Here is a 22,850-nt window from a genome sequence, read left to right on the forward strand (position 1 = left end):
AACTTATATATATATTGGCTCGATGCCAAATTCATCCGGAAAATTACACTATGCCTGCAGTTTACCAGTCACAGGTATTTAGCAGCAATTTATCGATATCAATATGATAAATAAGCGTACAGTTGTCTTCTATTTCAGTGTTGGCGGTCGCCTCTAATAATTCATCAATATCAACATTCAATAAACCCATTGTTTCCCTCCTTCACCTTGGGAATTAAGATCTGTAACATAATTCGAACCTGATCCTTCTTTTCTGGGGGTTTATGCAGATTTGTTCTGACGAAAAAATCCTTGCCCGCATGGTAAATACAGACTAACGTGAGGGCTAAAAGGAAGGTATACAAAGCTTAAAAAGCAGTCCTTTATTCATTCCCTAGCCAAAATGTTATTAAACCCCTTAAATCCCTTGGATTTTCGGATTCGACAAGCTGCCGATAGCGTTATAAAATGATACAAATCATATCTTTCACGGTGTTTTAATAGACGCCGTTTAAGCATAAAGGATGAGCAGCTATGATACTTTTATTGCCGTTAATGCTTGAGAGAGTTGGAATCATTATTATCATTGCTTTTTTGTTCGCAAGAGTTAAGGTGTTTCGCAGCATTATCAACAATGACCATCGGACAAAGGAAAAGCTGCTATTAATAATAGTGTTCGGCGGTTTTGGAATTATCAGCAATTATACAGGGATCGAGATTCATAATAATTCAGCTTTTGAAAGTTCTTGGCTTATGAATGTAGAGCCGGACAGCGCGATTGCCAATACAAGGATTATGGGAATTGGTATTGGAGCCCTGTTGGGCGGCCCTACAGTCGGGCTTGGAATAGGATTAATTGCCGGAGTGCACCGGTTATTTTTGGGCGGCTTTACCGCTCTGGCCTGTGCTATATCCGCAGTTCTGGCCGGTCTTGCTGCGGGTTACATGGGAAAATGGCGAAAGAAAACGGCAACGGTTACTCCATGGTTTGCCGTAAGTATCGGTGTTATTATGGAAATGATCCAAATGGGGATAATCCTAATTGCCACTGAACCTTTTCAAATGGCTTGGGAGCTCGTACAGCTGATTGGCATTCCGATGATCGTCATAAATGGTTTTGGAACATTGCTGTTTATGTTTATCATTCAATCTATACTGAGAGAAGAAGAACGTTTCCGTGCTTTGCAGACAAATAAAGCATTCCATATCGCCGACCAGACACTGCCCTTTTTCCGCCAAGGATTAAATCCAGAATCCTGTAAAGAAGTAGCCCAGATCTTATTTAAGCTCACAGAGGCTGATGCCATTGCCATTACAAATGAACACGAGGTGCTTGCCCATGTCGGGGCTGCTTCCGACCATCATGTATCAAGGGAAGGCCTTGCAACCGGGCTTACAAAAAAAGTTCTGGGCGAAGGAAAAATTATTACGGCAAGGCGAAAAGAAGAAATTTACTGTTATAAGGAAGGTTGTCCTCTGCAGGCTGCCATTGTACTGCCCCTCAAGGTTCACAATAATACAGCTGGGACTTTGAAACTATACTTTAAACATCCGGCTCAGCTATCGGAAGCAGAACAGGAGCTGGCCGAAGGATTGGCTAACCTTTTTTCGACTCAGTTAGAGCTGGCTGAAGCGGAACTGCAAAGCAAGCTATTAAAGGATGCAGAGGTCAAGGCCCTGCAGGCACAAGTGCACCCGCACTTTTTATTTAATTCATTTAATACCATTTCTGTCCTTTGCCGGACAGATCCCGAAAAAGCCAGGAAACTCCTGCTTGAACTGAGTGTTTTTTTCAGAAGCAATCTCCAGGGTGCCAGACAAACCTTGATTTCTCTTGAAAAAGAAATCGAACATGTCCAGGCTTACTTGTCATTGGAGCAGGCAAGATTCCCGACTAAATATGAAGTTGTTTTTAATATAGAAGAAGGGCTTGAAAAAGTCGCCATCCCTCCCTTTACGCTGCAGCCTCTTGTAGAAAACGCGATTCGTCATGCTTTTTCACGTTCTAAAACCAGAGGAAGGGTTACGATTACAGCGTCCTCTAATCAGGGGCTGATGAATTTATCCGTTAAGGATACCGGGAAAGGAATTCCGGAAGGCAAGCTGGATTCCCTCGGTAAACAAGCTGTAGCATCAAAGGAAGGAACGGGAACTGCCCTTGTCAATATCCGCGAGAGACTTGAAGGTATTTATAATATGAAAGCCGGGTTCCACATTGAGAGTGAAGTGGGCAAGGGTACAAAAATATCGATTAGCATCCCTCTTGCCAGAATAGGAGCGGAAGATCATTATGCTGAAGGCATTTATAGTAGATGATGAACCATTGGCAAGAGATGAGCTGAAATATCTCCTGCTTCGAAGCAAACGAGTACAGATTTTAGGGGAGGCCGGCTCGCTGGAGGAAGCTCTAGAGCAGATTTCAATTCTGGGTCCGGACCTAGTTTTTCTCGATATTGAACTGGATGAGGAAAGCGGGCTTGAGCTTGCAGAGCATATCAGAAAGCTGGAACCTTCTCCTGCCATCATTTTCGCGACTGCTTACGATGAATACGCACTGCAGGCTTTTAACCTGAACGCGGTGGATTACATTCTAAAGCCGTTTGACGAAATCAGGCTCCAGCAAACATTAGAGAAAATAACAAAAATGAAATCCATTGGCGGCCATGGTGACTTTGCGGCTCTCGAACCCCCCTGGATACCTATGGAGCAAACCGGAAAAATTGCGGTTACTATTGACGAAAGAATTGTATTAGTGGATGTCCAGTCCATTCTCTTTGTTGGCTCTGCCGAAGGGAAAACTATCATAAAGACCCTGGAAACAGAATATAAAATTGCAGATCCATTAATTATGCTGGAGAAAAAGCTTAACATACCATCCTTTTTTCGGGTTCATCGCAGCTATCTTGTAAACCTGCACCACATTGAAGAAATACAGCCCTGGTTCAATTCGACTTACAACCTCATTATGAAAGGCGGTTCCCAAGTACCCGTTAGCAGGACATATGTCAAAGATCTGAAACAGGTGCTTGGATTTTAATAAGATCTTGTTTAGCAGACAAGGTCTTTTTTTATTGGAGCTGTTGATCCCACAGTACCCGACTAAACACCAGCCGTTCTTTATTAAATAGGTCTCTCATTCAAGCCTTTTCCTTTTCTCTTATGCATTTCACCCTCCCCCCGCTGCATTTCAGCCTTCTATTTTTGCAATTGAAAACAGTTATTTTGCATATTAACATGAAAAGTCTATGTAATCGTTTTCATTTAGTAAAATGAAGTCATACAACGATAGGAGGACTTGATATGAATGCGATTACTTTAGTCATAGGTTCTATGTGTATCTTAATGATTGCCTATCGCCTATATGGCACTTTCATGGCTGTAAAGGTACTGAAACTAGATGATTCTAAAAAAACGCCGGCACATGAGCTGGAAGATGGAAAAGATTATGTTCCGACTAATAAATGGGTAACCTTTGGGCATCACTTTGCTGCCATCGCTGCTGCTGGCCCGCTGGTAGGACCAATTCTGGCAGCTCAATTCGGGTACCTTCCCAGCATGCTGTGGCTATTAATCGGCGCAGTAATTGGAGGAGCTGTTCACGATGCGGTTGTGCTCTTTGCTTCCATGAGACAAAGAGGTGAATCACTGGCTGAGGTAGCCAAGAAAGAATTGGGACCTGTTGCCGGCTTCTGTACAGGCCTGGCGATGCTGTTTATCATCACGATTACAATGGCAGGATTATCAATGGTTGTACTTCACGCTTTAGAGCATAATCCATGGGGTACATTTGCTGTAGGAAGCACCATTCCAATTGCGATGGGTGTAGGTTTATATCATAAGAAAACCGGAAATCTTAAAGGAGCTTCCATTGTCGGTTTCACGCTGATTATCATTGCGGTTTTCACCGGCCCTTATATTCAAAACACTTTCCTTGGTGATTTATTAAACCTTGATGTGAAAACGCTATCAATAATACTGCCGGTTTATGCTTTCTTTGCTGCTGCACTGCCGGTATGGCTGTTGCTGGCACCGCGCGATTATTTAAGCAGCTTTATGAAGCTTGGAGTATTTGCTGCCTTGATTCTTGGAGTATTTGTTGTTAACCCAGAAATTCAGTTCCCTGCTGTAACTGAGTTTATTCACGGAGGCGGTCCTATTTTAGCTGGACCTGTATGGCCGTTTATCTCCATTACAATTGCCTGTGGTGCAATTTCTGGTTTCCATGCTTTCGTAGGATCCGGTACGACTCCAAAAATGCTTGACCGCTGGAGCGATATTAAGGTGGTTGGCTTTGGTGCGATGCTAGTGGAATGTCTGGTTGCCATTATGGCTCTTGTAGCAGCTACTGCCTTGCAGCCTGCCGACTATTTTGCAATTAACTCAACACCTGAAGTCTTTAAAACATTGGGAATGGAAGTCGTTAACCTTCCAAAATTAACAGAAGAAATTGGCCTTAGCCTGGAAGGCCGTACAGGCGGCGCCGTAACACTGGCCGTAGGTATGACTTATATCTTTACGGAAATACCATGGTTTTCAAAGCTTGCTTCATTCTTCTTCCAATTTGTCATTATGTTTGAAGCATTGTTTATTTTAACAGCAATTGATTCAGGAACTCGTGTTGCCCGTTACCTGATCCAGGACTTTGCAGGTGTTTATTATAAGCCGATGAAGCAGGTCGATTGGCTTCCTGGAGCTATTATAGCAAGTGCAAGTGCCTGCTTCCTGTGGGGTTACCTGCTATTCTCAGGAGATATTGGCTCCATTTGGGCGCTATTCGGTGTATCTAACCAGCTAATGGCTTCAATTGGTTTAATTGTGGGTGCCACCATAATTCTGAAAGTTGCAGACAAGCGCAGATATATGCTTACTTGCTTAATACCGCTTGCTTATCTGTATGTAACAGTTAACTATGCAGGCTTCTGGATGGTCAAGAATGTGTATTTGAATACAGCAGCTGCCGGATACAGCGTACTAAATGCCATTCTTTCCATCACCATGCTAATCCTTGGGGTAGTTATCATGGTAACAGCCGTTAAAAAATGGGTCAGCGACTGGAATCGCCCGCGCCAAACAGAAAATATTACTAAAGCAGTCAAAGCTTCTTAACCCCTAAAAAAGACCTTGCCACTTCATTCCGCGGCAAGGTCTTTTTCATTTTAAGCTTAGATACTCTCATGTAATCTTAATGGTTTACATTGCCGGCAGACTCTTGCGGATTTCCTCCCGCTGGAGCAAACATATTAACCATTTGCTCCATATCCTGCTGAGCAAACTGAGGTACCTGGTAGTAATGATGCTTGTTTTGATAAATGGACAACTCATATGCCATTTCAATACAGTTTGGAAGAGAATCGGCCAATACGCGGCGAACCACTGGGTTGGTTGATTCCAGCGCAGCCATTGTTTTCATCGTCGCATTAGATTTTTGAGACGCCAGCAGACAGCTAGAAACTTGTTCATCTGTCATTTCATTCATTGACTGGATCGGTTTACTTGGCTGGGAAGGCTTAAGTCCATATATAAAATCATTATCCTGTGTCATATTATAACTTTTTGTTGGCACAGCAGGGTCCTGTCCGGTCCTGAAACAATCGATGGTAGTGTTATACTCCATTTGCATAAAAGAGTATTGACGGTCAAGAATAGAAAGCAGTTCTGGATCCTTAACATATTGCCGGAGCATTGTATATTGATTCATTGCCCCAATGGATCCCGTTAAAGCTTCTCTTACATCAAGCAATTCATGAGCGCTATGATTCATACGCTGGGTAACCGCCCCCGTATGCATGTTTTCGTGCAAATGACCTTGTTGATTTTCCATGAAAACCCCTCCTAGAATAAAGATGCATACTCGATTAGTATACGTTCTTAGAAAGGAGCTATACACTTTTATCTGGCAAAATAATGACCACTATGCCCAAACACTGAAAAGATAGCTCTTGACCGCTATAAAATAAAGCTGACAATTACGGATGAGAGCACACTGACAAGTGTTGCTCCATATAAAAGCTTGAGCCCAAACCGAGATACTACATTCCCCTGCTTTTCATTGAGCCCTTTAACAGCGCCAGCGATAATGCCAATCGATGAGAAGTTGGCAAACGAGACAAGGAAAACCGAAATGATCCCAAGTGTCCGTTCGCTCAATTTGTTACCGATATCAGTAAGCTCCATCATCGCTACAAATTCATTAGTCACTAATTTTGTTGCCATAATTCCCCCAGCTGCCACAGACTCAGAAACGGGTACGCCCATCATTATTGCAAAAGGAGCAAAAACATAGCCTAAAATCTGCTGGAAGGTAAGGCCGAAAATCATGTCAAAAATCCCGTTTATGGCTGCGATTAAGGCTACAAAGCCTAAAAGCATCGCCCCAACGATAATAGCAACCTTAAAGCCGTCCATAATATATTCCCCAAGCATTTCAAAAAAGGATTGTTTGGCTTCTTCCATCACAACCAAAATATCCTCCTTGTCTTCCACTGTGTAGGGATTAATGATGGATGCTATGATAAAACCGCCGAAAAGGTTGATTATTATAGCTGTCACAACATACCTTGGCTCAATCATTGTCATATAAGCACCGACAATCGACATGGAAACGGTGGACATGGCAGATGCACAAAGTGTATATAACCGATGAGGGGGCAGCTGCCCCAGCTGCTTCTTTACAGTAATAAACACTTCTGATTGCCCTACCATAGCAGAAGCTACCGCGTTATAGGATTCTAATTTTCCCATCCCATTAATTTTACTTAGTACAAACCCGATACCTTTCATAATAAAAGGAAGGATCCGTAAATGCTGCAATATTCCAATCAAAACGGAAATAAAAACGATTGGGAGCAGAACGTTCAGGAAAAATGGAGCCTGTCCTTCATTGGCTATTCCCCCGAATACAAAGCCGATACCCTCCTGTGCATATTTCAGCAAAGTTTCGAAGACGTTAGCAATTCCAGTAACAACAATAAGGCCAAATTTTGTGTTTAACAGCAAAAAAGTTAACACTAGTTGGATTGCTAACATTAATATAACCGGCTTGAATTTAATATTTTTTTATCATTGCTTGCAGCCCAGGCAAGAAGTAATACCACTAGTAAACCAAGGAATGAAGTTATGTATTTCATATGCTGCCTCCATTTAATATTTTCAGGATTTATCATTCCGTTTTCCCTAATTACCTATCCATAAAAAGGGGTTAACAAAAACTTTAGATTCATGAAAACTTAAACCACCGCATATGTTTTTATTGTAATTTTGTGTGTAGGGGGCTGGTTAATGAAAACGGATTTTCGTGATGAAGCATTGTTTGAACTGCGATTTTGGATGCAAATTTTGGGGGACCATAGCCGGTTCATTCATGATTCATTGGCTCCCTCAGAAAAAAGATACATCGAAAAAGCGAGTCAGTTTATTATCAAATTCGATCAGCTGCTGGCTGCAGCAAAGACACCCGCAGAGGATCAAAATCTTATTTCGTTACTGCGCTTGGCACAAACAGAGGCCGAGGCGATTCGCGATCTGAAGCTGTCCCTCATTAGAGACCATCTTGCCGGAGAGGTGAAGATTTCGCTTACCCCTTCATTTCTAAATCATATGGTGAACGAAGTCGAAGAGGCGCTAAGGCTGTTCTCCTTTTACGTAACAGGCCAGCAGGCACCCGGCGTCCACCCGTTACACCATGATTTGCTTTGGCTGTTGGATGCTGCCGGACATGCCGGAGCGATTGCCAATGAACTTGATACGGTTGAAAAGAAGCTAAAAAGGCAGGCCAAACAGTTCGCAAAGGATTGGGAAGAATTCTATTTAAAATCAATTGAGTTAACCGGGTTTTTAAGGACCAAATTAGCGGAATTCCCCGCACTGGCCAAGTTTCACCATGATGTAGATCTGGAAATGACAATATTCCGGCATTTTTTGCGTGAACTGGAAGAAATGGAGCTAAAAAAAGAAATTTTAGGAGCGCTAACTCCCTTGATGGCCGACCATATGGCTAGGGAGGAATGCTATTATCTCACCAAGCTAGCTGAATCAGCCGCAATAAAACATCCGGCCTGCGATCCCGCAAAACCGAGAACCCCTTCATAATACCTTAAAAAAAGCAAAAAACCTTGCCGTTTATTAACAAGGATTTTTGCTTTTTTTATATAAAGATGATCCTTATACAAGTGCAGGTTCTTGTCCAAGCTGCTCCCAATAAGGCTCCAGGGAATTTTCTTTAATTTCGTCAACAAAGTCGGGATTCAGATGCGGGAGCAGCTGTACTGCATAATCCCAGGCATTTTCTTCGATTTGCAAAGCTATTTCTTGTCTTTCCCGCTCACTTGAGCTTTCATCCATTTTATTAGCTAAAGCCAACAATTCTTTATCTTCAGCGTGCCCAATTTCATGAGCAAAAACGACAGCTAAATAATCCATAAAATGATCAAGAGACGAAAAAAGCTGCAGGCACTGCTGCTCAATTTCCTCTATGTATAAAGTGATTGTGTGCGAACCCATGCTATATTTTCCGCCGGCAAAACGATCACCGGGATAATTTTTTTCAAGGCTGACCTTTACCTGGCTTCCAGAGGCTAGTAACAGTTCATCAATTAACAGCTTGATGCTTTCCTGTTTCAAATGATACACCTTTTTTCTTTTTAACTTTTAGGTTACTTATTATATGCCAATTCCACAGGAAAATAAACGGATATTTTACCCTGTATAGAATTTTTTAAACCTATAAGCATTAAAAAAGATGATTTTTTTAAAATATTACTGTTTGGAAAAGGGCAGGGCAGACCAAATTACACATCAAAAAACCTTGTCATTAAATTCCTGACAAGGTTTTGGTATTATTCGACTGGTAAGTCCTCTTTTACCATAAAGATGGTTTAACGACCATAAACCAAAGCATGGCCATTAACAAAAAAATATAGGTCCAGACAGACCGGTTTAGCTTGGCAGCAATGTCGCTTCTATTCTGGCCTTCTTCCGTCAATTTTCGCAGTTTTGGAGAAAATGCCCTGGCCAGAAAGAATAATGAACAGAACATGATGAATAACGTCATGACGATCCAAGGCGTTTTCCAGGTCCACGGCCCCATTACAACCATCAGGATTCCTGTCGTTACCAATACATGGCCTGCATGCATCGTAAGCCTGACAGCAAAACGGAATGCGTCCATTATCGCTTCCAATTCGGCCCCTTTTGCCTGCCGCAGCTTTTTAACCAATGGCAAAAGAACAAAGAATGGGCCAATCGAAACAATTACACTGGACACATGAAGATAAATCAAAACTCGATATAGTAAATCCATTTTCTATGCTTACTCGTTCACAGGGCTGAACTCATGAACCCAGACTCTCATCTGCGGCAGCCACGGCATACCAGGATGATAAGATAGGATGGATTGCTTATACTCCTCAACTGTCTCAAAGCCTTCCTGGCGCGCATGCTCATCGGTTAACTCCCCAAGAGACTGGGAATACACGCGGTCAACTACAAATTTTTTATCTTTTAGAACCATTACTTCCCCAACATCTGCATATCTTCCATTTCGGCGTGTAGCCGTTTTCTGTCCATTTAGTACTTTTTCAACGTCCCCATCCATCGTTACCAAACGATCGACTGAACAAGTTTTTGGAGGCAGTGTATTATTTGTCATTGTCAAAACTCCTTTTCCTCTGATGTCACTATTTTAATGTACCATATCCAGGTAAAACAAACATCTACAGTGAAAACTCTTTTATTAAATTTCTCTTTATATAAAAAAAAATCATGTGTCTATACTTCCAACCCAGCATGGAAACAATAGCAAGCAGGCAGAACGTGCTAATACCACAAGTTATTTTACATTTTTATTTAGTTTTTCTTAAGCTGCACAATCAGCGCAGCTCCCCCGTTTTTCATAAAAAAAAGCCCTAATAGGACTTGTTATCTTGCCTTTGCGACAATTCCATTATGGACCTTGATATATCCATGGCGGAGGATATCAAAGCCTCCTTCATAAACATACAGACCCATTTGCCTGATATCCATCAGCTCCCGATACGTATGATTCATCACATCAGCCATAATCATATAAAAAAGCTTGGATTTCAGCTGTAGCCGTGGCGTCGTCATAATGGCGTATCCTCCCGGTTTTAAAAATTTTCGATGCCAGTCCATTACCTCCTGCTTATATTCATCCGGGAAATGCTCGAGCAGGCCAACACTAATAACAATATCAAACTCGCGTCCAAAAGTCAGATTGCGAATATTGTCTATAACGTAATGTATATTCATCTTATCTTTATACCAAACCTTTGGCTGCCCTGTAGCTGGATTGGTTCCTAAAAACGGATAGCTGTCTGGAAAATGGCCGAACCGGTCCGTACGGCAGAACTCATCATAATCTACCATAACGACTTCTCCTTCCGGATACATCGCATACAGCTGCATGGCTTCATATCCTTCCGCCGCTCCCAGAAACAGAATTCTAGGCTTCTGTACATCAAGGCCCTGAAAAAGAGCACGTTTGCCTCGCGGATCCCATACACCATCCTCCACCCGATGTGCATAATTCCATAGGGATAATTGAATGGTTTCACCTAAAGCCTTTTTAACATCATTCAATTGAAAACGTGCCAGATGCCGTTTTAAATCATTTTTTGACCGGGAGATTTCCTCGGGCACATCCTTTACGAACCATTCATGAAAGGAGCGGTTAAAGTACTTCCAAGACGTCTTAACCGACATGCTGCCGTACTCTTTTTCATAGTCCACTTTCGATTTTGCAACCGTTTTTACTTCATAGGGTTTACCAACATCCTTCCACGAAAGCTGTGACCAATCCGCTACAAGGTTTGCATTCATAAATTTATCCAGTTTATCGTTTTCAGGATCCCGCAGATCAACACGATAGCTAGGTGTTAAAGACGTTGAGCCAAAGTCCTCTTCCGAATATGGATCGTTATTGACGTATAATTCTTCAGCATTTAACAAATGTACACCCCTTTTCAATAATTTTGGCAAGCGCTTTCATTTTATAATTCAACAAAAGCGGAATAACTCCTTTTTTAACACGGTTAATAGTAAAAAGTTTTGAAAAAAGGAAGCAGACGGCCCGCCTGCCTCCAATGATTATTTTTTATTATATTTCTTGATGATCTGGTTAATAACCTCAGAAAATACGAGACCAATTGCAATCGCTCCTGAAAACATACCTGCCTTAGCAGCAAGCTGGAGAGCGGCGTTATAGTCGTTCTCCACAAAATTTCTCATTGCGTCATAGGCCAGGCCTCCTGGAACCAGCGGTATAATTCCTGCCACGCTGAAAATAATCACAGGTGTTTTATATCTCTTTGCAAAGTATTGAGACACAAGCCCAACCACCAGGGAAGCAAACAATGCGGCCAGAACACTGTCAACATAATGGTCTGCAAGCAAGATATAAAATGCCCAGCCAATCATTCCGCTCAGCCCGCAATGCAGCAGCGATTTTTTGGGTGTATTAAATAGTATGCCGAACCCTGCAGTAGCGATAAAACTAGTAATAAGCTGCGCTATCATTTATATGGTACCTCTCGCTTAATAAAATGAAAAAACAACCGCAATCCCAGTGCCAATGGCGAAGGCTGTAAGGAAGGCTTCGGCGCCTTTTGAAATCCCGGAAACCAGGTGGCCGGCCATCAAGTCACGGATTGCATTGGTAATAAGAAGGCCAGGAACCAAAGGCATTACAGACCCGATAATAATTTTATCCAGTTCAAAACCCATACCTGTAGAGACAAACAGGATTGCCACTAAACCAATTAGAGAAGACGATAAAAATTCAGCAAAGAACTTAATCTGTACCAAGGCATGCAAATACAGCAAACAGGAAAATCCCAGTCCGCCTGCAACCATTGCAGGGAAAAAATCATTCCACACCCCTTGAAACATAATCAGGAAACATCCGCTGGAAATAGAGGCGGCTGCAATCTGGACCCAGATTGAGTAAGCCATTCCCGCCTTTTCCGCTTCCTTTAATTCGATCAGAGCTTGCTTGGCCGACAGCTCACCGCTGCTGATCCTCCGGGAAATGCTGTTAACGACTGTTACCTTTTGCAAATCAGTTGACCGTTCAGATATTCTGATCAGCTTAGAAGGATCATCGCCATCAATGGAGAAAATGATCCCGGTTGGCGTAACAAAGCTATGTGATTCGGGAATGCCATAGGAGGCAGCAATTCGGAACATCGTATCTTCTACCCGATACGTTTCCGCTCCGCTTTGCAGCATTATTTTTCCGGCTAATAAGCAAACCTCGATAATGTCTCTGTTTTTAGCTGAAATTCTTTCCACTTTCATCTCTCCTGAATCCATCATGAAAACTTCTTTCTATCATATACAATTTTTCTTAAATTGGGTATCTATCAGCACTAGCAGCCGGGTTTAAGATGAATTTCAGATTGGGTATGCGTTTATTATAATTTTTGATTAATTTGCAGCTGTCGAAACATGTCAGTTTATATCGAGAAATCGGTATTTCTTTAAATTTGTGCGATAAAAATCAAAAGTTGAACGATAAAATGGCGAATTTAAATGAAAAATCATCAAAATTGAACGATAAAAATGGCGAAGTCAACGATACCAGGCTGTACCACCCCTGCCTCTTTGCTGTCGGGGTTTCAAAGTAGCAGATAAACTGAGTTAATATAAACTATCACTTAAAAAATTGGACGATACATACAGTTATCTTGAAAAATAAACCTGGAAATTTGACGATAAAATATTCTCTCCTTCAAAGCTCTGCAGATTTATTAATTATTGACTAAAAAACAGCTTAAAACACATAAAATTGCCTCCAAAGACACCAAAGCACAACATCCTTGATTAGCCCCTGTTCCGATCAGAAATTCCCTGCACTTGGCGGCAATAGTTGGTGATGATTCTTTATCACAACAAAGGGTTATGATGCTCTCTGTTACATCCCAGCATAAAACTTATGATAAAACGGACAAAGGCCCTACCCCAAGCCGGGGGATAGGGCCTTAATATATTTTCTTCATAATGTTTTGGCTGCTAGGCCGAAGTACGATGAGTTTTCGTCTTCAAGAAATTAATGACCGCCAAGATAAGCCATCTTGACCTGTTCGCTGGCTGTTAGTTCTTCTGCTGAACCTGACAGAACGATCCGGCCTGTTTCCACAACATATGCACGGTGTGCGATTGATAGTGCAAGGTTGGCGTTTTGTTCTACGAGCAAAATGGTGGTGCCGGTCTTGTTGATTTCTTCAATGATGCGGAAGATGGTTTTAACAAGAAGCGGGGCCAGCCCCATTGATGGTTCATCTAAAAGCAGCAACCTTGGGCGTGCCATTAAGGCCCGGCCCATTGCCAGCATCTGCTGCTCACCCCCTGAAAGGGTTCCCGCTTGCTGCTTTAACCGTTCACGCATGCGGGGAAAGAGCTCATACACCTTTTCCATATCCTCACGAATGCCGGCTTTATCCTTGCGCAGGAAAGCACCTAATTCAAGGTTTTCCTCTACTGACATATTGGCAAAGATACGTCGTCCTTCAGGAACATGGGAAATGCCCTGTTTAACGATGGATTGTGCCGGCTTTCCGTTGATTGATTTTCCTTCATATAAGATTTGCCCTTGCTTTGGCTTCAATAGCCCTGAAACTGTCTTAAGAAGGGTACTTTTACCGGCTCCATTTGCCCCGATTAGTGTTACAATTTCACCTTCATTAACTTCAATGGAAACATCCCGGATCGCCTGGATATTGCCGTAAAAAACATTGATATTTTCTACCTTGAGCATTATGAAACCTCCTCGCCGAGATACGCTTCGATGACTTTTGGATTGTTTCTTATTTCTTCAGGTGTTCCCTGTGCAATAAGCTGGCCGTGGTCAAGCACATAAATCCTGTCACAGACACCCATTACCAGCGGCATATCATGTTCAATTAACAATACAGTCAGGCTGAAGCGTTCGCGGATGAAGGCAATTAGCTTCATCAGTTCCTTTGTTTCTTGCGGGTTCATCCCGGCTGCAGGCTCATCAAGGAGCAGCAGCCTCGGATTGGCGGCAAGGGCACGCGCAATTTCCAATCTTCTCTGCTGGCCGTAAGGAAGATTTTTTGCCTTCTCATCCTTAAAGCGTTCCAGATTGAATATCTTTAAAAATTCAATTGCCTTTTCATCCATTTCCTTTTCCCCGGAAAAATGGCCAGGCAGTCTCAAAATTGAGCTAATAGCTGTATGCTTTGCAAGAGAATGATAGGCTACCTTTACATTGTCAATAACCGAAAGCTCACTGAATAAGCGAATATTCTGGAAGGTACGGCTAATTCCCTTTCTGGTTATTTTAAATGGGGGCAATTTATTCAATTTTTCGCCATTAAGCAAGATTTGTCCTTCTGTCGGGACATATACACCCGTAAGCAGGTTAAAAAATGTTGTTTTTCCTGCTCCGTTCGGACCGATCAGGCCGACTAGCTCTCCCTGGAACAGCTCTGCATTGACTCCAGATACAGCCTTCAATCCGCCGAATTGGATTCCAACTTGATCTACTTTAAGCAACGGTGTGGTGGTTTCCATCCTTAGGACCCCCTTCAACATTCTTGCGCTTCTTAAAAAATGAAGTAATTTCCTTTGTCCCCATAAGGCCTTGCGGACGGTAAAGCATCATCACGATCAGCACCAGGCTGTAGATAATCATTCGTGTTTCCGGATAATCCTGCAGGAATGTGGAAATGATTGTAAGCAAAATTGCAGCGATTACTGCGCCAGACATGCTGCCAAGACCGCCTAGTACAACAAAAATCAAAATATCAAATGACTTCAAAAAGCCAAAGTTAGACGGCTGGATAATATAGAAGTTATGGGCATAAAGCGCTCCCGCAATACCGGCAAAAAATGAGCCAATAACAAAAGCTGCCACCTTATAATAGGTTGTATTAATTCCCATTGCATCAGCAGCTGTCTCATCCTCACGTACGGATATACAAGCCCTGCCGTGAGTTGAGTTTGTAAAGTTCACAATGACCAAAATTGTAACCAGAACGGACACAAAAACCCACGGCCAGGTAGTCATGTGGGAAACCTGCATTCCGCTTGCACCGCCAACATAATCTATGTTCAGGAAGATAATGCGGACAATTTCTCCGAATCCAAGGGTCGCAATTGCCAGATAGTCTCCCTTTAGCCGCAAGCTCGGAATCCCGATGATAAGTCCCGCAATTGCAGCCACAATACCGCCTGTCATAATTGCCAGAGCAAATGGCAGCTCCAGCTTCATGGTGATAATGGCCGAGCCGTACGCACCGACTGCAAGGAACCCGGCATGTCCGATTGAGAACTGCCCAGTGATCCCGATAATTAAATGCAGGCTGACAGCCAGAATAATGTTAATGCCAATGAAAAATATCGTATTAATATAAAAATCGTTGAGAAGTGCTCCGTTTATCAGGAATTGAACCACTCCAAAAAAAATGATGGATAGCAGTATGGAGAGCCAAAAACCTTTTGCATTTTTTAAATTTGTCATGTGCTCTGCTCCCTCCCCTATACCTTTTCTCTTCTATTTTTCCCGAATAATCCGGACGGAAGGAAAATCAATATCAAAATTAACACAACAAAAGCTACGGCATCACGCCATAAAGAGTATCCGAAGGCACTGACAAGCGATTCAATTAAACCGAGCAGCAGACCCCCTACCATTGCTCCCGGAATAAGACCGATGCCTCCAAGTACAGCAGCTACGAATGCTTTCAATCCTGGGAGTACTCCCATTAACGGTTCAATCTTAATATAGTAAGTTCCAAAGATAACACCCGCTGCACCTGCTAATGCAGATCCGATCGCGAATGTTGCGGAAATCGTATTATCAACGTTAATTCCCATAAGCCTGGCCGCTTCAGCATCAAAAGATACCGCGCGCATTGCCTTTCCTATCTTGGTCTTATGGACGATTATTTGAAGAATCACCATGAGTACTACTGAAATGGAAAGAATAAATAATGACTGGCTGCTTATCGCAACTCCAAAGATATCAATGCTCCTTGTTGGAAGAACATCTCCCGGGTAAGCTTCCGGCTGAGCACCACGGAAGTAAATAACGCCATATTCAATTAATAGTGATACACCAATCGCTGTGATGAGCGCTGCTATACGCGTTGCGTTTCTTAGCGGTTTATAAGCGATTCTTTCAATCAGGATCCCGAACAATGCACATACAATCATTGCCAGTATCAAAGCCGGGAAAAATGACATATCCAAAACTGTAATAGAATAAAAGCCTACGAAGGCCCCGACCATAAATACATCCCCATGGGCGAAGTTAATAAGCTTGACGATACCATAAACCATTGTATAGCCTAGAGCGATCAAGGCATATATACTGCCGAGGGATATTCCGTTTACTAGCTGTTGTACGAATTCCATTCTAGCCTCTCCCCTTAGTGCTGCTGTATTTCTCTCTTTTTAACAACCGAATAGGGGGCAGAGCCCCCTATTCGGTTGTTGGAAATATCCAAATTGCCATGTTGCTGAATGCTGATTTAGCTTCAGCGAATTTCTTTTATCTTACGGATTAATTTTTGTGTTAAACTGTTGCTTTCCGTCCTTGAATTCAAGAATAGTAGCAGATTTGATCGGATCATGATTTTCGTCAAGAGTAAATTGTCCGGAAACTAATGAAAGATCTTTTGTTTCAGCAAGTGCTTCTTTGATTTTTTCAGGGTCTGTGCTGCCAGCACGCTTGATAGCATCTGCAAGGAAGTATGCAGTATCATAGCCTAGTGCGTTGAATGCATCCGGAGCATCTTTTTTGTACTCTGCTTTAAATGCTGCAACGAAGTCCTGGATTTTCTTGTCTTCATCCCCAGAAGAATAGTGGTTGGTAATGTATGTGTTGTTTAACGCATCATTGCCAGCGATTTCAATCAGTGTAGGAGAATCCCAGCCATCGCCGCCCATCATTGGAACATCCAGACCAAGCTCGCGTGCCTGTTTAATGATCAGCCCGACTTCTTCATAATAACCAGGAATGAAAACGAAATCCGGGTTAGCAGATTTGATGCGTGTCAATGTCGCGCGGAAATCTGTATCCTTCGCTACATAAGCTTCTTCAGCAACAACTTTTCCGCCATTTTTTTCATAGACTTCCTTAAAGGACTTTGCAAGTCCTTTGGAGTAATCACTTGCACTGTCAATGAAAATAGCAGCCGTTTTAGAGCCTTTTTCCTGTGTTGCAAAATTTGCTGCAACCGTACCCTGGAATGGGTCGATAAAGCATGTCCTGAAGATAAATTCGTTTAGTGTGTCGCCTTTTTCACCCGTAGTAACAGCTGGGCTTGTACCCGTTGGGGTAATTATTGGTATTTTCTTATCTGTTGCAATCTGAACCTGAGCCAGGGTATTTGTACTTGTTGCGGCACCGATAATAGCTGCAACTTTATCCTGATTTATCAATTTAATAGCACCGTTTGTTGCTTCCGCAGCTTCGGACTTGTTATCGAACTTTACAAGCTCAATTTTTTTGCCGTCGATTCCCTCTTTATTAATTTCTTTAAGACCTAGTTCCAAGCCTTCTGCGATAGATTGTCCGTAAGATGCTACACCACCGGAAAGCTCCAGATTGGCACCAATTTTAATAGTGTCTCCGCCACCGCCGCCTGATGAACCCCCGCTGCTTTTCTCGCCGCCACATCCTGCCAATAAACCTGTAGTTAACGATAATGATAGAAAAATTCCTGCTAACTTTTTCTTATTCATGCTACAATTCCCCCATTTTCTCTTAATTTATACTAGAGCAATTACCAGAATTTACTGACTAAAAATTGATAATAAAATTAATATTCTGAAAACATATTACCTGAAAATTTCGTTTTCGTCTAGATAGTATTTTAGTTCTAATCAAATATATTTTTATAATTCAAATAAAATGTCTTATAACGGACAAAGAAATTTCCAGTTTATATTCAGATTAATATTTTAAACACTTACAACTTATGCTCATAAAACGACTGAAACAGGAAAAAAGCATATGCTTAAGCTCCCTCCACTAGTTCAAATTGCACAGTTCCAACTACATAAAACACACTTTCACCCGATAAATTAATAACGCAGTATAGCATTCTTGTTAAAAAATAGTAGTGCATTCACCTCTTTGTGGTTACATCACTGTAAAGCGGGAATATTATTTTATAGGAAATTAGCAATGGATAAACAAGAGGTGGAGCTGGAATGATTTATTTAGATAAAAAACACGATTCAGCGAACAACCGTAATTTAATTGCGGAATTGGTTGGCGACAAACGATCTGAAAAAGAAATAGTTCTTGAAACAGAGCTGCTCTTTCAGCAAAACAGTACGCCAGCCCCAGTTTGGGAAGCAAATAGCAGCACCAGTACTTCAGCTGAAACTTCTATCTTCGGAAGGCTTAAAAAAGTATTTGGCCTTTTTTTTAGTTTAAAAGTTAATAGAATACCAACGGAAGCTGTCCCTATGGATATATACCCCAAATGGAAAGGGCAATTAGATGAAGAATATAATCACCTATTCAGTAAAATCAGACGGGTAGTCAATGTTAGGGACTATGGTGCTGTAGGAGACGGTGTCACCGACAATACGGAAGCCTTTCGGAAGGCTTTCGGAAGCGGCAGGGTAAAGGTGATTGTTCCTGCAGGAGTGTATATTACCAAAGGGATCCGGCTGCCCTCTTGGACATGTTTTATTGGCACAGGTAAAGGAGCAACCACTATTAAACTGCACAACGATGCTCCAAAGGGGAGACGGCTTGTTACAAATGCCCATCATTGGAAGGGCAACCGAAACATTCTTGTTCAAGGAATGACCCTGGATTGGAATGTGGAGAGGCTTGGCAATGCCGAAAAAACGAGTACCTTTGGCAACCATTCCAGCTGTTTGACCTATGCCAATGTATCTTACGGCTGGGTGAAGGATGTGGAGGCTATTAATCCAGGGCTGCATTGCTTTGATATATCCTCCACTCTGTATAACTACTCAGGTGATGGACACCGGGCTCGCGGCGGCAGCCGGTATGTTTGGCTTGATAATTTAAATGGATACGGATTTGGCGATGACGGCATCACGACCCATCATAGCGATGATATTATCATTTCAAATTCCCATATGTCCGACCCTAGCGGCCGGGCCCATGCAAAGGGTTTTTCCAACTCTAATGGGATAGAAGTCGATGACGGCTCAAGAAACGTTTGGCTTATAAACAACTCAACAGCAAGATGCTTCGGAGGAGTGGAAATCAAGGCCCACCATAATTCTTCTGCAGCAGCCAATGTTCACATAAGCGGGCATCTTTCCGTCAATGATAACCGCTCCTATAATTTCCGCCATATTGGCCATCATAGAATGACTGACCCGGAATCCAAGACAGCCTATAATATCCGGGCTTCGAATATCGTCGCAATTGCTCCTGTTTTTACTGATTTATACGCGGATTCAACACCGCGCTGTATGGTCGTATCCGCCTATCGGAATGTAGCTATTAATAATTTTACCCTGATCGGCGATCCGGACTACGATTACAAAGGAAATCCTATGATCGCCATTCAATACCGTGCCAGGAATATTACCCTTAACAATGTTAAAATTAAGGATTTTAAAACAGCTGGAAATTACATTAAGGTTTTCGGAGGAGACAACCGGGCAGATGATGTTAAAATCCAGAGCGTTTCGAGCGATAAGCCGGGCACCAGGACCATCGCAATTGGAAAAGGGATAGAAAATATTAGTATTAATAAAGTTTTAACTGTTTAAATTGAGCGGCTTATACCATACTGCTTCAACCTTTTGCTCAAAAAAAACCCGATTTACCTCATTCGTTGGAGATAAATCGGGTTTTTAATTAAAGAACTAAAGTTCAGCAATTTCGAGGGTTACAATTACTTTAAACAAGTCGCCATCCACTTCAATATCAAGACTTCCTCCATGCAGGTCAGCGATTGATTTGGCTATCGCCAGCCCTAGCCCGGACCCTTCTGTATGCCTGGACGTATCGCCGCGCTTAAAACGTTCGAACAGTTCATCTGTGTTTTCACCAATTTCATATTTGGCTACATTTTTGAATACTATTATGGCTTGGTCTTTTTCTGTTTTAAGAGAAATATAGACCCTCGTGTTTTCCAATGAATATTTCAGGATATTGCCAATCAGATTATCAAACATGCGCCAGAGCTTCTGTCCGTCAACAATAGCGTATACAGGCTTTTCCGGTTTTGTTATGCGGAATTGCAGGGTTGATTCTTTAATAGATTCGTTGTATTCCGCGAGTGCCTGCTGCAATAGCTGTACGATATCGACTCTTTCTTTTACAAGCTCCACATTGCCGCTGGCCATTTTTGAAGCTTCAAATAAATCATCTATTAATACCTTCAGCCGTTTCGATTTCCGGTCAATGATCTGAACATAGGAATTGCGGTCTTCTTCAGGCAGATCAGGTGTTTTTAATAGTTCTGTATAGGTAATAATCGAGGTTAATGGTGTCCGCAGATCATGGCTGACGTTTGAAATCAGTTCTGTTTTTAGCCGCTCACTCTTCGCCTGTTCTTTTTGTGAAATTTTCACTCCGGTTTTTAGTGTATTGATATTTCCAGCAAGCTCTGCGAGAGCTGATTTTCCCCTTACTGGCAAATCCGGGGGGTAATGACCGCTGGCCAGTTCACTTGTGGTACTGGCAATCCGATTAAAGTAGCCTGTGCGCTTAACCATTATAAAGAAAATCGGTATCCCGAAAAAGATTATGATTGGGATTGTCACAACAAATACGGCGGGCTCTATCGTTGACACTGTAACCCCAATCCCGGAAGCAAATACAAATGCCAGCATTAAAAAGGTTTGTGTCCCTGTCTTTCGATTCAAAAAGGCTTCTTTAACGGCCTGATATCCTCTCGGCAAAAAGCTCTTTTTCCAGTCTTCCTGGAGCCTGGGAGAGTCTTTAAACCGCTCTGTCAGTAAAATCCCCTGCATAAGCGTCAATAAGACAAGGAGCGCTTCCATAAAAAGGCCAGCCAGAATATCATCCATGGCATAGTAAAAGTCTTGAATATAATACACATGACTACTATTGGCTAACACCAAAAGAGTAATAAGGGCTGTGAAACCAAACAATATGATTCTTACATCGATTGGTACCCGGTTATAGTATGGTTCTACAGTTTCCATGGCTGCAACAAAAGGTGCTTTGGAAATTCTTTTATATAAAAAGATGCTTATCAAAAGGGCAGCAAGGCCGGTTAATGTATAGATAATGAAAACTACCTGATTATCATGATAGGTATGATACCCGTCTAATACTGAACTGGCCGAAGGGGCTGACTTCGGAACGGCAATTATTCCTTCAAAAAGGCTTGCATCTTGCTCCACAGCCGGCATAACATACTCATTTTTATAGTCAAAGAAATTATTGCGCCCCTCAGTGGAAAGATAGTCAGTATCCTTGGAAGGGTAACTGCGGATAAACAGCATATCATTTTCAGTGATTACCTCATCCTTAATGGTATCGATAGATTCGTCATCCGAAATTTTTAGATTAGTATAAACTTCTTCCGTTTCTGTGTTTCTTAAATAATATTTGAAGGAAGCTTTATATCTTAAAAACTCTGTACGGTTATTTTCCTGTCCGTTATAAACTTCTTCAATAGCCTGTTCCTTTTCTTTTAATACTTTTTCCCGAACATGTTCATCACTGGAAAAGTTCTTGGAAATATCCTCTATCTTCTTATTCATTTCAGCGATTAGCGCATTGGCTACTGCTTCATTTTTGGAATTTCGCGCTTCCTGGATACTTGCCTCATACTGGCCCTGGATATTTGCGATCTGATCTGATAGGTTACCATATCGCATTCTGTGTTCTTCTATCTCGCTGGCCGTTACAGTCAGCTTCCTTTTCATGTCCTCCTTTGTAGTCTCGCTCAGTTCAAAAAAGGATAGATAATTTATAAATTGTTCTAATTCACCTTCAAACTCTTCTGTATGAAAGTAGTTTTTTTTCATATAAAGATTGGCGTCTGCCAGTCCCCAGACAACCCCGCTTAGGCCAAAAGTAAACAGCAGGATCCAAGCGACCAGAGCAATCTTACTTTTCCATTTTGTACCCAATTCCCCATACCACCTTTAAATATCTTGGATTTTTCGGATCAATTTCTATTTTTTCGCGAATTTTGCGAATATGAACCGCAACGGTATTTTCGGCATTATAACCGGGTTCCTTCCAGACTCGTTCATAGATATCACTGATTGAAAACACACGGCCCGCGTTGGTCATCAGCAACTCGACAATCTTATACTCAATAGGCGTCAGTTTTACAATTTCACCATGAGCCGTTACTTCCTTCGCCGATTGGTCGAGAGTAAGGCCATTTAAATCAATAATCTTTGTTAATCCTTCATATGTACCGAGAGTAACATATCTTCTTAATTGGGATTTTACACGGGCAATGAGTTCCATCGGGTTAAACGGCTTTGTTACATAGTCATCTGCCCCTACCTGAAGCCCAAGAATTTTATCTGTATCCTCGCTTTTGGCAGAAAGTATAATGATGGGAATATTCTTTTGCTCGCGGATGCGAAAGGTAGTTGAAATCCCATCAAGCCGTGGCATCATCAAATCAAGGATAATAAGGTGGATTTGGCGGCTGTCCAAAATTTCAATGGCTTCAATGCCGTCTTGAGCTTTAATAACGGTTATTCCTTCATTTTTCAGATATATTTCAATCGCATCGCGGATTTCTTTCTCATCATCAACGACCAATACATTATAATTACTCATTTTTATCACACTCCTTCCTGAAGTATATCATTTCTTTTTTTGGGATTAATTACATAATAGACAACAAATCTTAACAACCAATTTGGAAAAATCTTAAGAGTTTCTTAAG

Annotated in this window: 20 protein-coding genes and 1 pseudogene; 5 read left to right on the forward strand and 16 right to left on the reverse strand. The window is 41.9% G+C overall.

All coding sequences use genetic code 11. The features are described from left to right. Positions 1-61: 61 nt before the first annotated feature. Positions 62-190, reverse strand: coding sequence for a hypothetical protein (locus tag CVD28_RS28620; RefSeq protein WP_257985788.1), 129 nt, complete (start codon positions 188-190; stop codon positions 62-64). A 323-nt stretch (positions 191-513) separates the two neighbouring features. On the opposite strand from CVD28_RS28620, the gene CVD28_RS07205 reads away from it, so the two are divergent. The 3 genes from CVD28_RS07205 (at position 514) to cstA (ending at position 5,085) form a co-directional block, all read left to right on the forward strand. Beyond that, positions 514-2,295, forward strand: a complete 1,782-nt coding sequence (locus CVD28_RS07205; RefSeq protein ID WP_101591692.1) for a sensor histidine kinase — start codon at positions 514-516, stop codon at positions 2,293-2,295. Next, the gene (locus CVD28_RS07210; protein WP_101591693.1) at positions 2,270-3,016 is read left to right on the forward strand and encodes a LytR/AlgR family response regulator transcription factor; all 747 of its coding nucleotides are present in this window, start codon (positions 2,270-2,272) and stop codon (positions 3,014-3,016) included. Before CVD28_RS07205 ends, CVD28_RS07210 begins: the two co-directional genes overlap by 26 nt. Positions 3,017-3,279: 263 nt before the next feature. Continuing rightward, positions 3,280-5,085, forward strand: a complete 1,806-nt coding sequence (gene cstA / locus CVD28_RS07215) for a carbon starvation protein CstA (protein WP_101591694.1) — start codon at positions 3,280-3,282, stop codon at positions 5,083-5,085. A 76-nt stretch (positions 5,086-5,161) separates the two neighbouring features. Here the strand turns inward: cstA and CVD28_RS07220 are convergent, their stop codons facing one another. After that, positions 5,162-5,800, reverse strand: coding sequence for a spore coat protein (locus CVD28_RS07220; protein ID WP_101591695.1), 639 nt, complete (start codon positions 5,798-5,800; stop codon positions 5,162-5,164). Positions 5,801-5,925: 125 nt separating this feature from the next. Beyond that, positions 5,926-7,106, reverse strand: a pseudogene (locus CVD28_RS07225) (NupC/NupG family nucleoside CNT transporter). A 151-nt stretch (positions 7,107-7,257) separates the two neighbouring features. Between CVD28_RS07225 and CVD28_RS07230 the strand changes: the two are divergent. Beyond that, entirely contained in the window at positions 7,258-8,067 is an 810-nt protein-coding gene (locus CVD28_RS07230; RefSeq protein WP_101591696.1) for a DUF2935 domain-containing protein, read from the forward strand. Positions 8,068-8,139: 72 nt separating this feature from the next. Here the strand turns inward: CVD28_RS07230 and CVD28_RS07235 are convergent, their stop codons facing one another. The 11 genes from CVD28_RS07235 to CVD28_RS07285 all read right to left on the reverse strand — a co-directional run bounded on the left by CVD28_RS07235 (position 8,140) and on the right by CVD28_RS07285 (position 17,706). Then, the gene (locus CVD28_RS07235; protein ID WP_101591697.1) at positions 8,140-8,598 is read right to left on the reverse strand and encodes a hypothetical protein; all 459 of its coding nucleotides are present in this window, start codon (positions 8,596-8,598) and stop codon (positions 8,140-8,142) included. 238 nt (positions 8,599-8,836) lie between these two features. After that, the gene (locus tag CVD28_RS07240) at positions 8,837-9,277 is read right to left on the reverse strand and encodes a DUF2269 family protein (protein WP_101591698.1); all 441 of its coding nucleotides are present in this window, start codon (positions 9,275-9,277) and stop codon (positions 8,837-8,839) included. 9 nt (positions 9,278-9,286) lie between these two features. After that, positions 9,287-9,625 (reverse strand): ASCH domain-containing protein, encoded by a 339-nt coding sequence (locus CVD28_RS07245; RefSeq protein WP_101591699.1) that lies wholly within the window; start codon positions 9,623-9,625, stop codon positions 9,287-9,289. A 269-nt stretch (positions 9,626-9,894) separates the two neighbouring features. After that, on the reverse strand, positions 9,895-10,944 hold the full coding sequence (locus CVD28_RS07250; RefSeq protein WP_101591700.1) for a class I SAM-dependent methyltransferase: 1,050 nt from the start codon (positions 10,942-10,944) through the stop codon (positions 9,895-9,897). A gap of 138 nt (positions 10,945-11,082) precedes the next feature. After that, complete coding sequence (locus CVD28_RS07255) at positions 11,083-11,511, reverse strand: threonine/serine exporter family protein (RefSeq protein WP_101591701.1); 429 nt, start codon at positions 11,509-11,511, stop codon at positions 11,083-11,085. A gap of 18 nt (positions 11,512-11,529) precedes the next feature. Further along, entirely contained in the window at positions 11,530-12,291 is a 762-nt protein-coding gene (locus CVD28_RS07260; RefSeq protein WP_101591748.1) for a threonine/serine exporter family protein, read from the reverse strand. 751 nt (positions 12,292-13,042) lie between these two features. Beyond that, positions 13,043-13,750: an ABC transporter ATP-binding protein gene (locus CVD28_RS07265; RefSeq protein WP_101591702.1), complete on the reverse strand. Its 708-nt coding sequence runs from the start codon at positions 13,748-13,750 to the stop codon at positions 13,043-13,045. Then, entirely contained in the window at positions 13,750-14,529 is a 780-nt protein-coding gene (locus CVD28_RS07270) for an ABC transporter ATP-binding protein (protein WP_101591703.1), read from the reverse strand. The genes CVD28_RS07265 and CVD28_RS07270 overlap by 1 nt, the downstream gene beginning before the upstream one ends. Next, a complete protein-coding gene (locus tag CVD28_RS07275; RefSeq protein WP_101591704.1) occupies positions 14,504-15,478 on the reverse strand; it encodes a branched-chain amino acid ABC transporter permease in 975 nt (324 codons plus the stop codon). Before CVD28_RS07275 ends, CVD28_RS07270 begins: the two co-directional genes overlap by 26 nt. Before the next feature lie 17 nt (positions 15,479-15,495). Further along, a complete protein-coding gene (locus CVD28_RS07280; protein ID WP_101591705.1) occupies positions 15,496-16,374 on the reverse strand; it encodes a branched-chain amino acid ABC transporter permease in 879 nt (292 codons plus the stop codon). A gap of 141 nt (positions 16,375-16,515) precedes the next feature. Then, on the reverse strand, positions 16,516-17,706 hold the full coding sequence (locus CVD28_RS07285) for an ABC transporter substrate-binding protein (RefSeq protein WP_101591706.1): 1,191 nt from the start codon (positions 17,704-17,706) through the stop codon (positions 16,516-16,518). A 471-nt stretch (positions 17,707-18,177) separates the two neighbouring features. Here CVD28_RS07285 and CVD28_RS07290 point away from each other — a divergent pair, with 471 nt between their 5' ends. After that, positions 18,178-19,731, forward strand: coding sequence for a glycosyl hydrolase family 28-related protein (locus CVD28_RS07290; RefSeq protein ID WP_101591707.1), 1,554 nt, complete (start codon positions 18,178-18,180; stop codon positions 19,729-19,731). Between the two features lie 96 nt (positions 19,732-19,827). Here the strand turns inward: CVD28_RS07290 and CVD28_RS07295 are convergent, their stop codons facing one another. Together CVD28_RS07295 and CVD28_RS07300 are read right to left on the reverse strand one after the other, a co-directional pair. Further along, positions 19,828-22,071, reverse strand: a complete 2,244-nt coding sequence (locus CVD28_RS07295; protein WP_101591708.1) for a sensor histidine kinase — start codon at positions 22,069-22,071, stop codon at positions 19,828-19,830. Beyond that, positions 22,049-22,741 carry a response regulator transcription factor gene (locus CVD28_RS07300; RefSeq protein ID WP_101591709.1) on the reverse strand — a complete coding sequence of 231 codons (693 nt, stop codon included), beginning with the start codon at positions 22,739-22,741 and terminating at the stop codon, positions 22,049-22,051. Before CVD28_RS07300 ends, CVD28_RS07295 begins: the two co-directional genes overlap by 23 nt. Positions 22,742-22,850: the final 109 nt, after the last annotated feature.

It is taken from the genome of Bacillus sp. M6-12 (genome assembly GCF_002860285.1).
In the GTDB taxonomy this organism is placed as follows: Bacteria; Bacillota; Bacilli; order Bacillales; family DSM-1321; genus Peribacillus.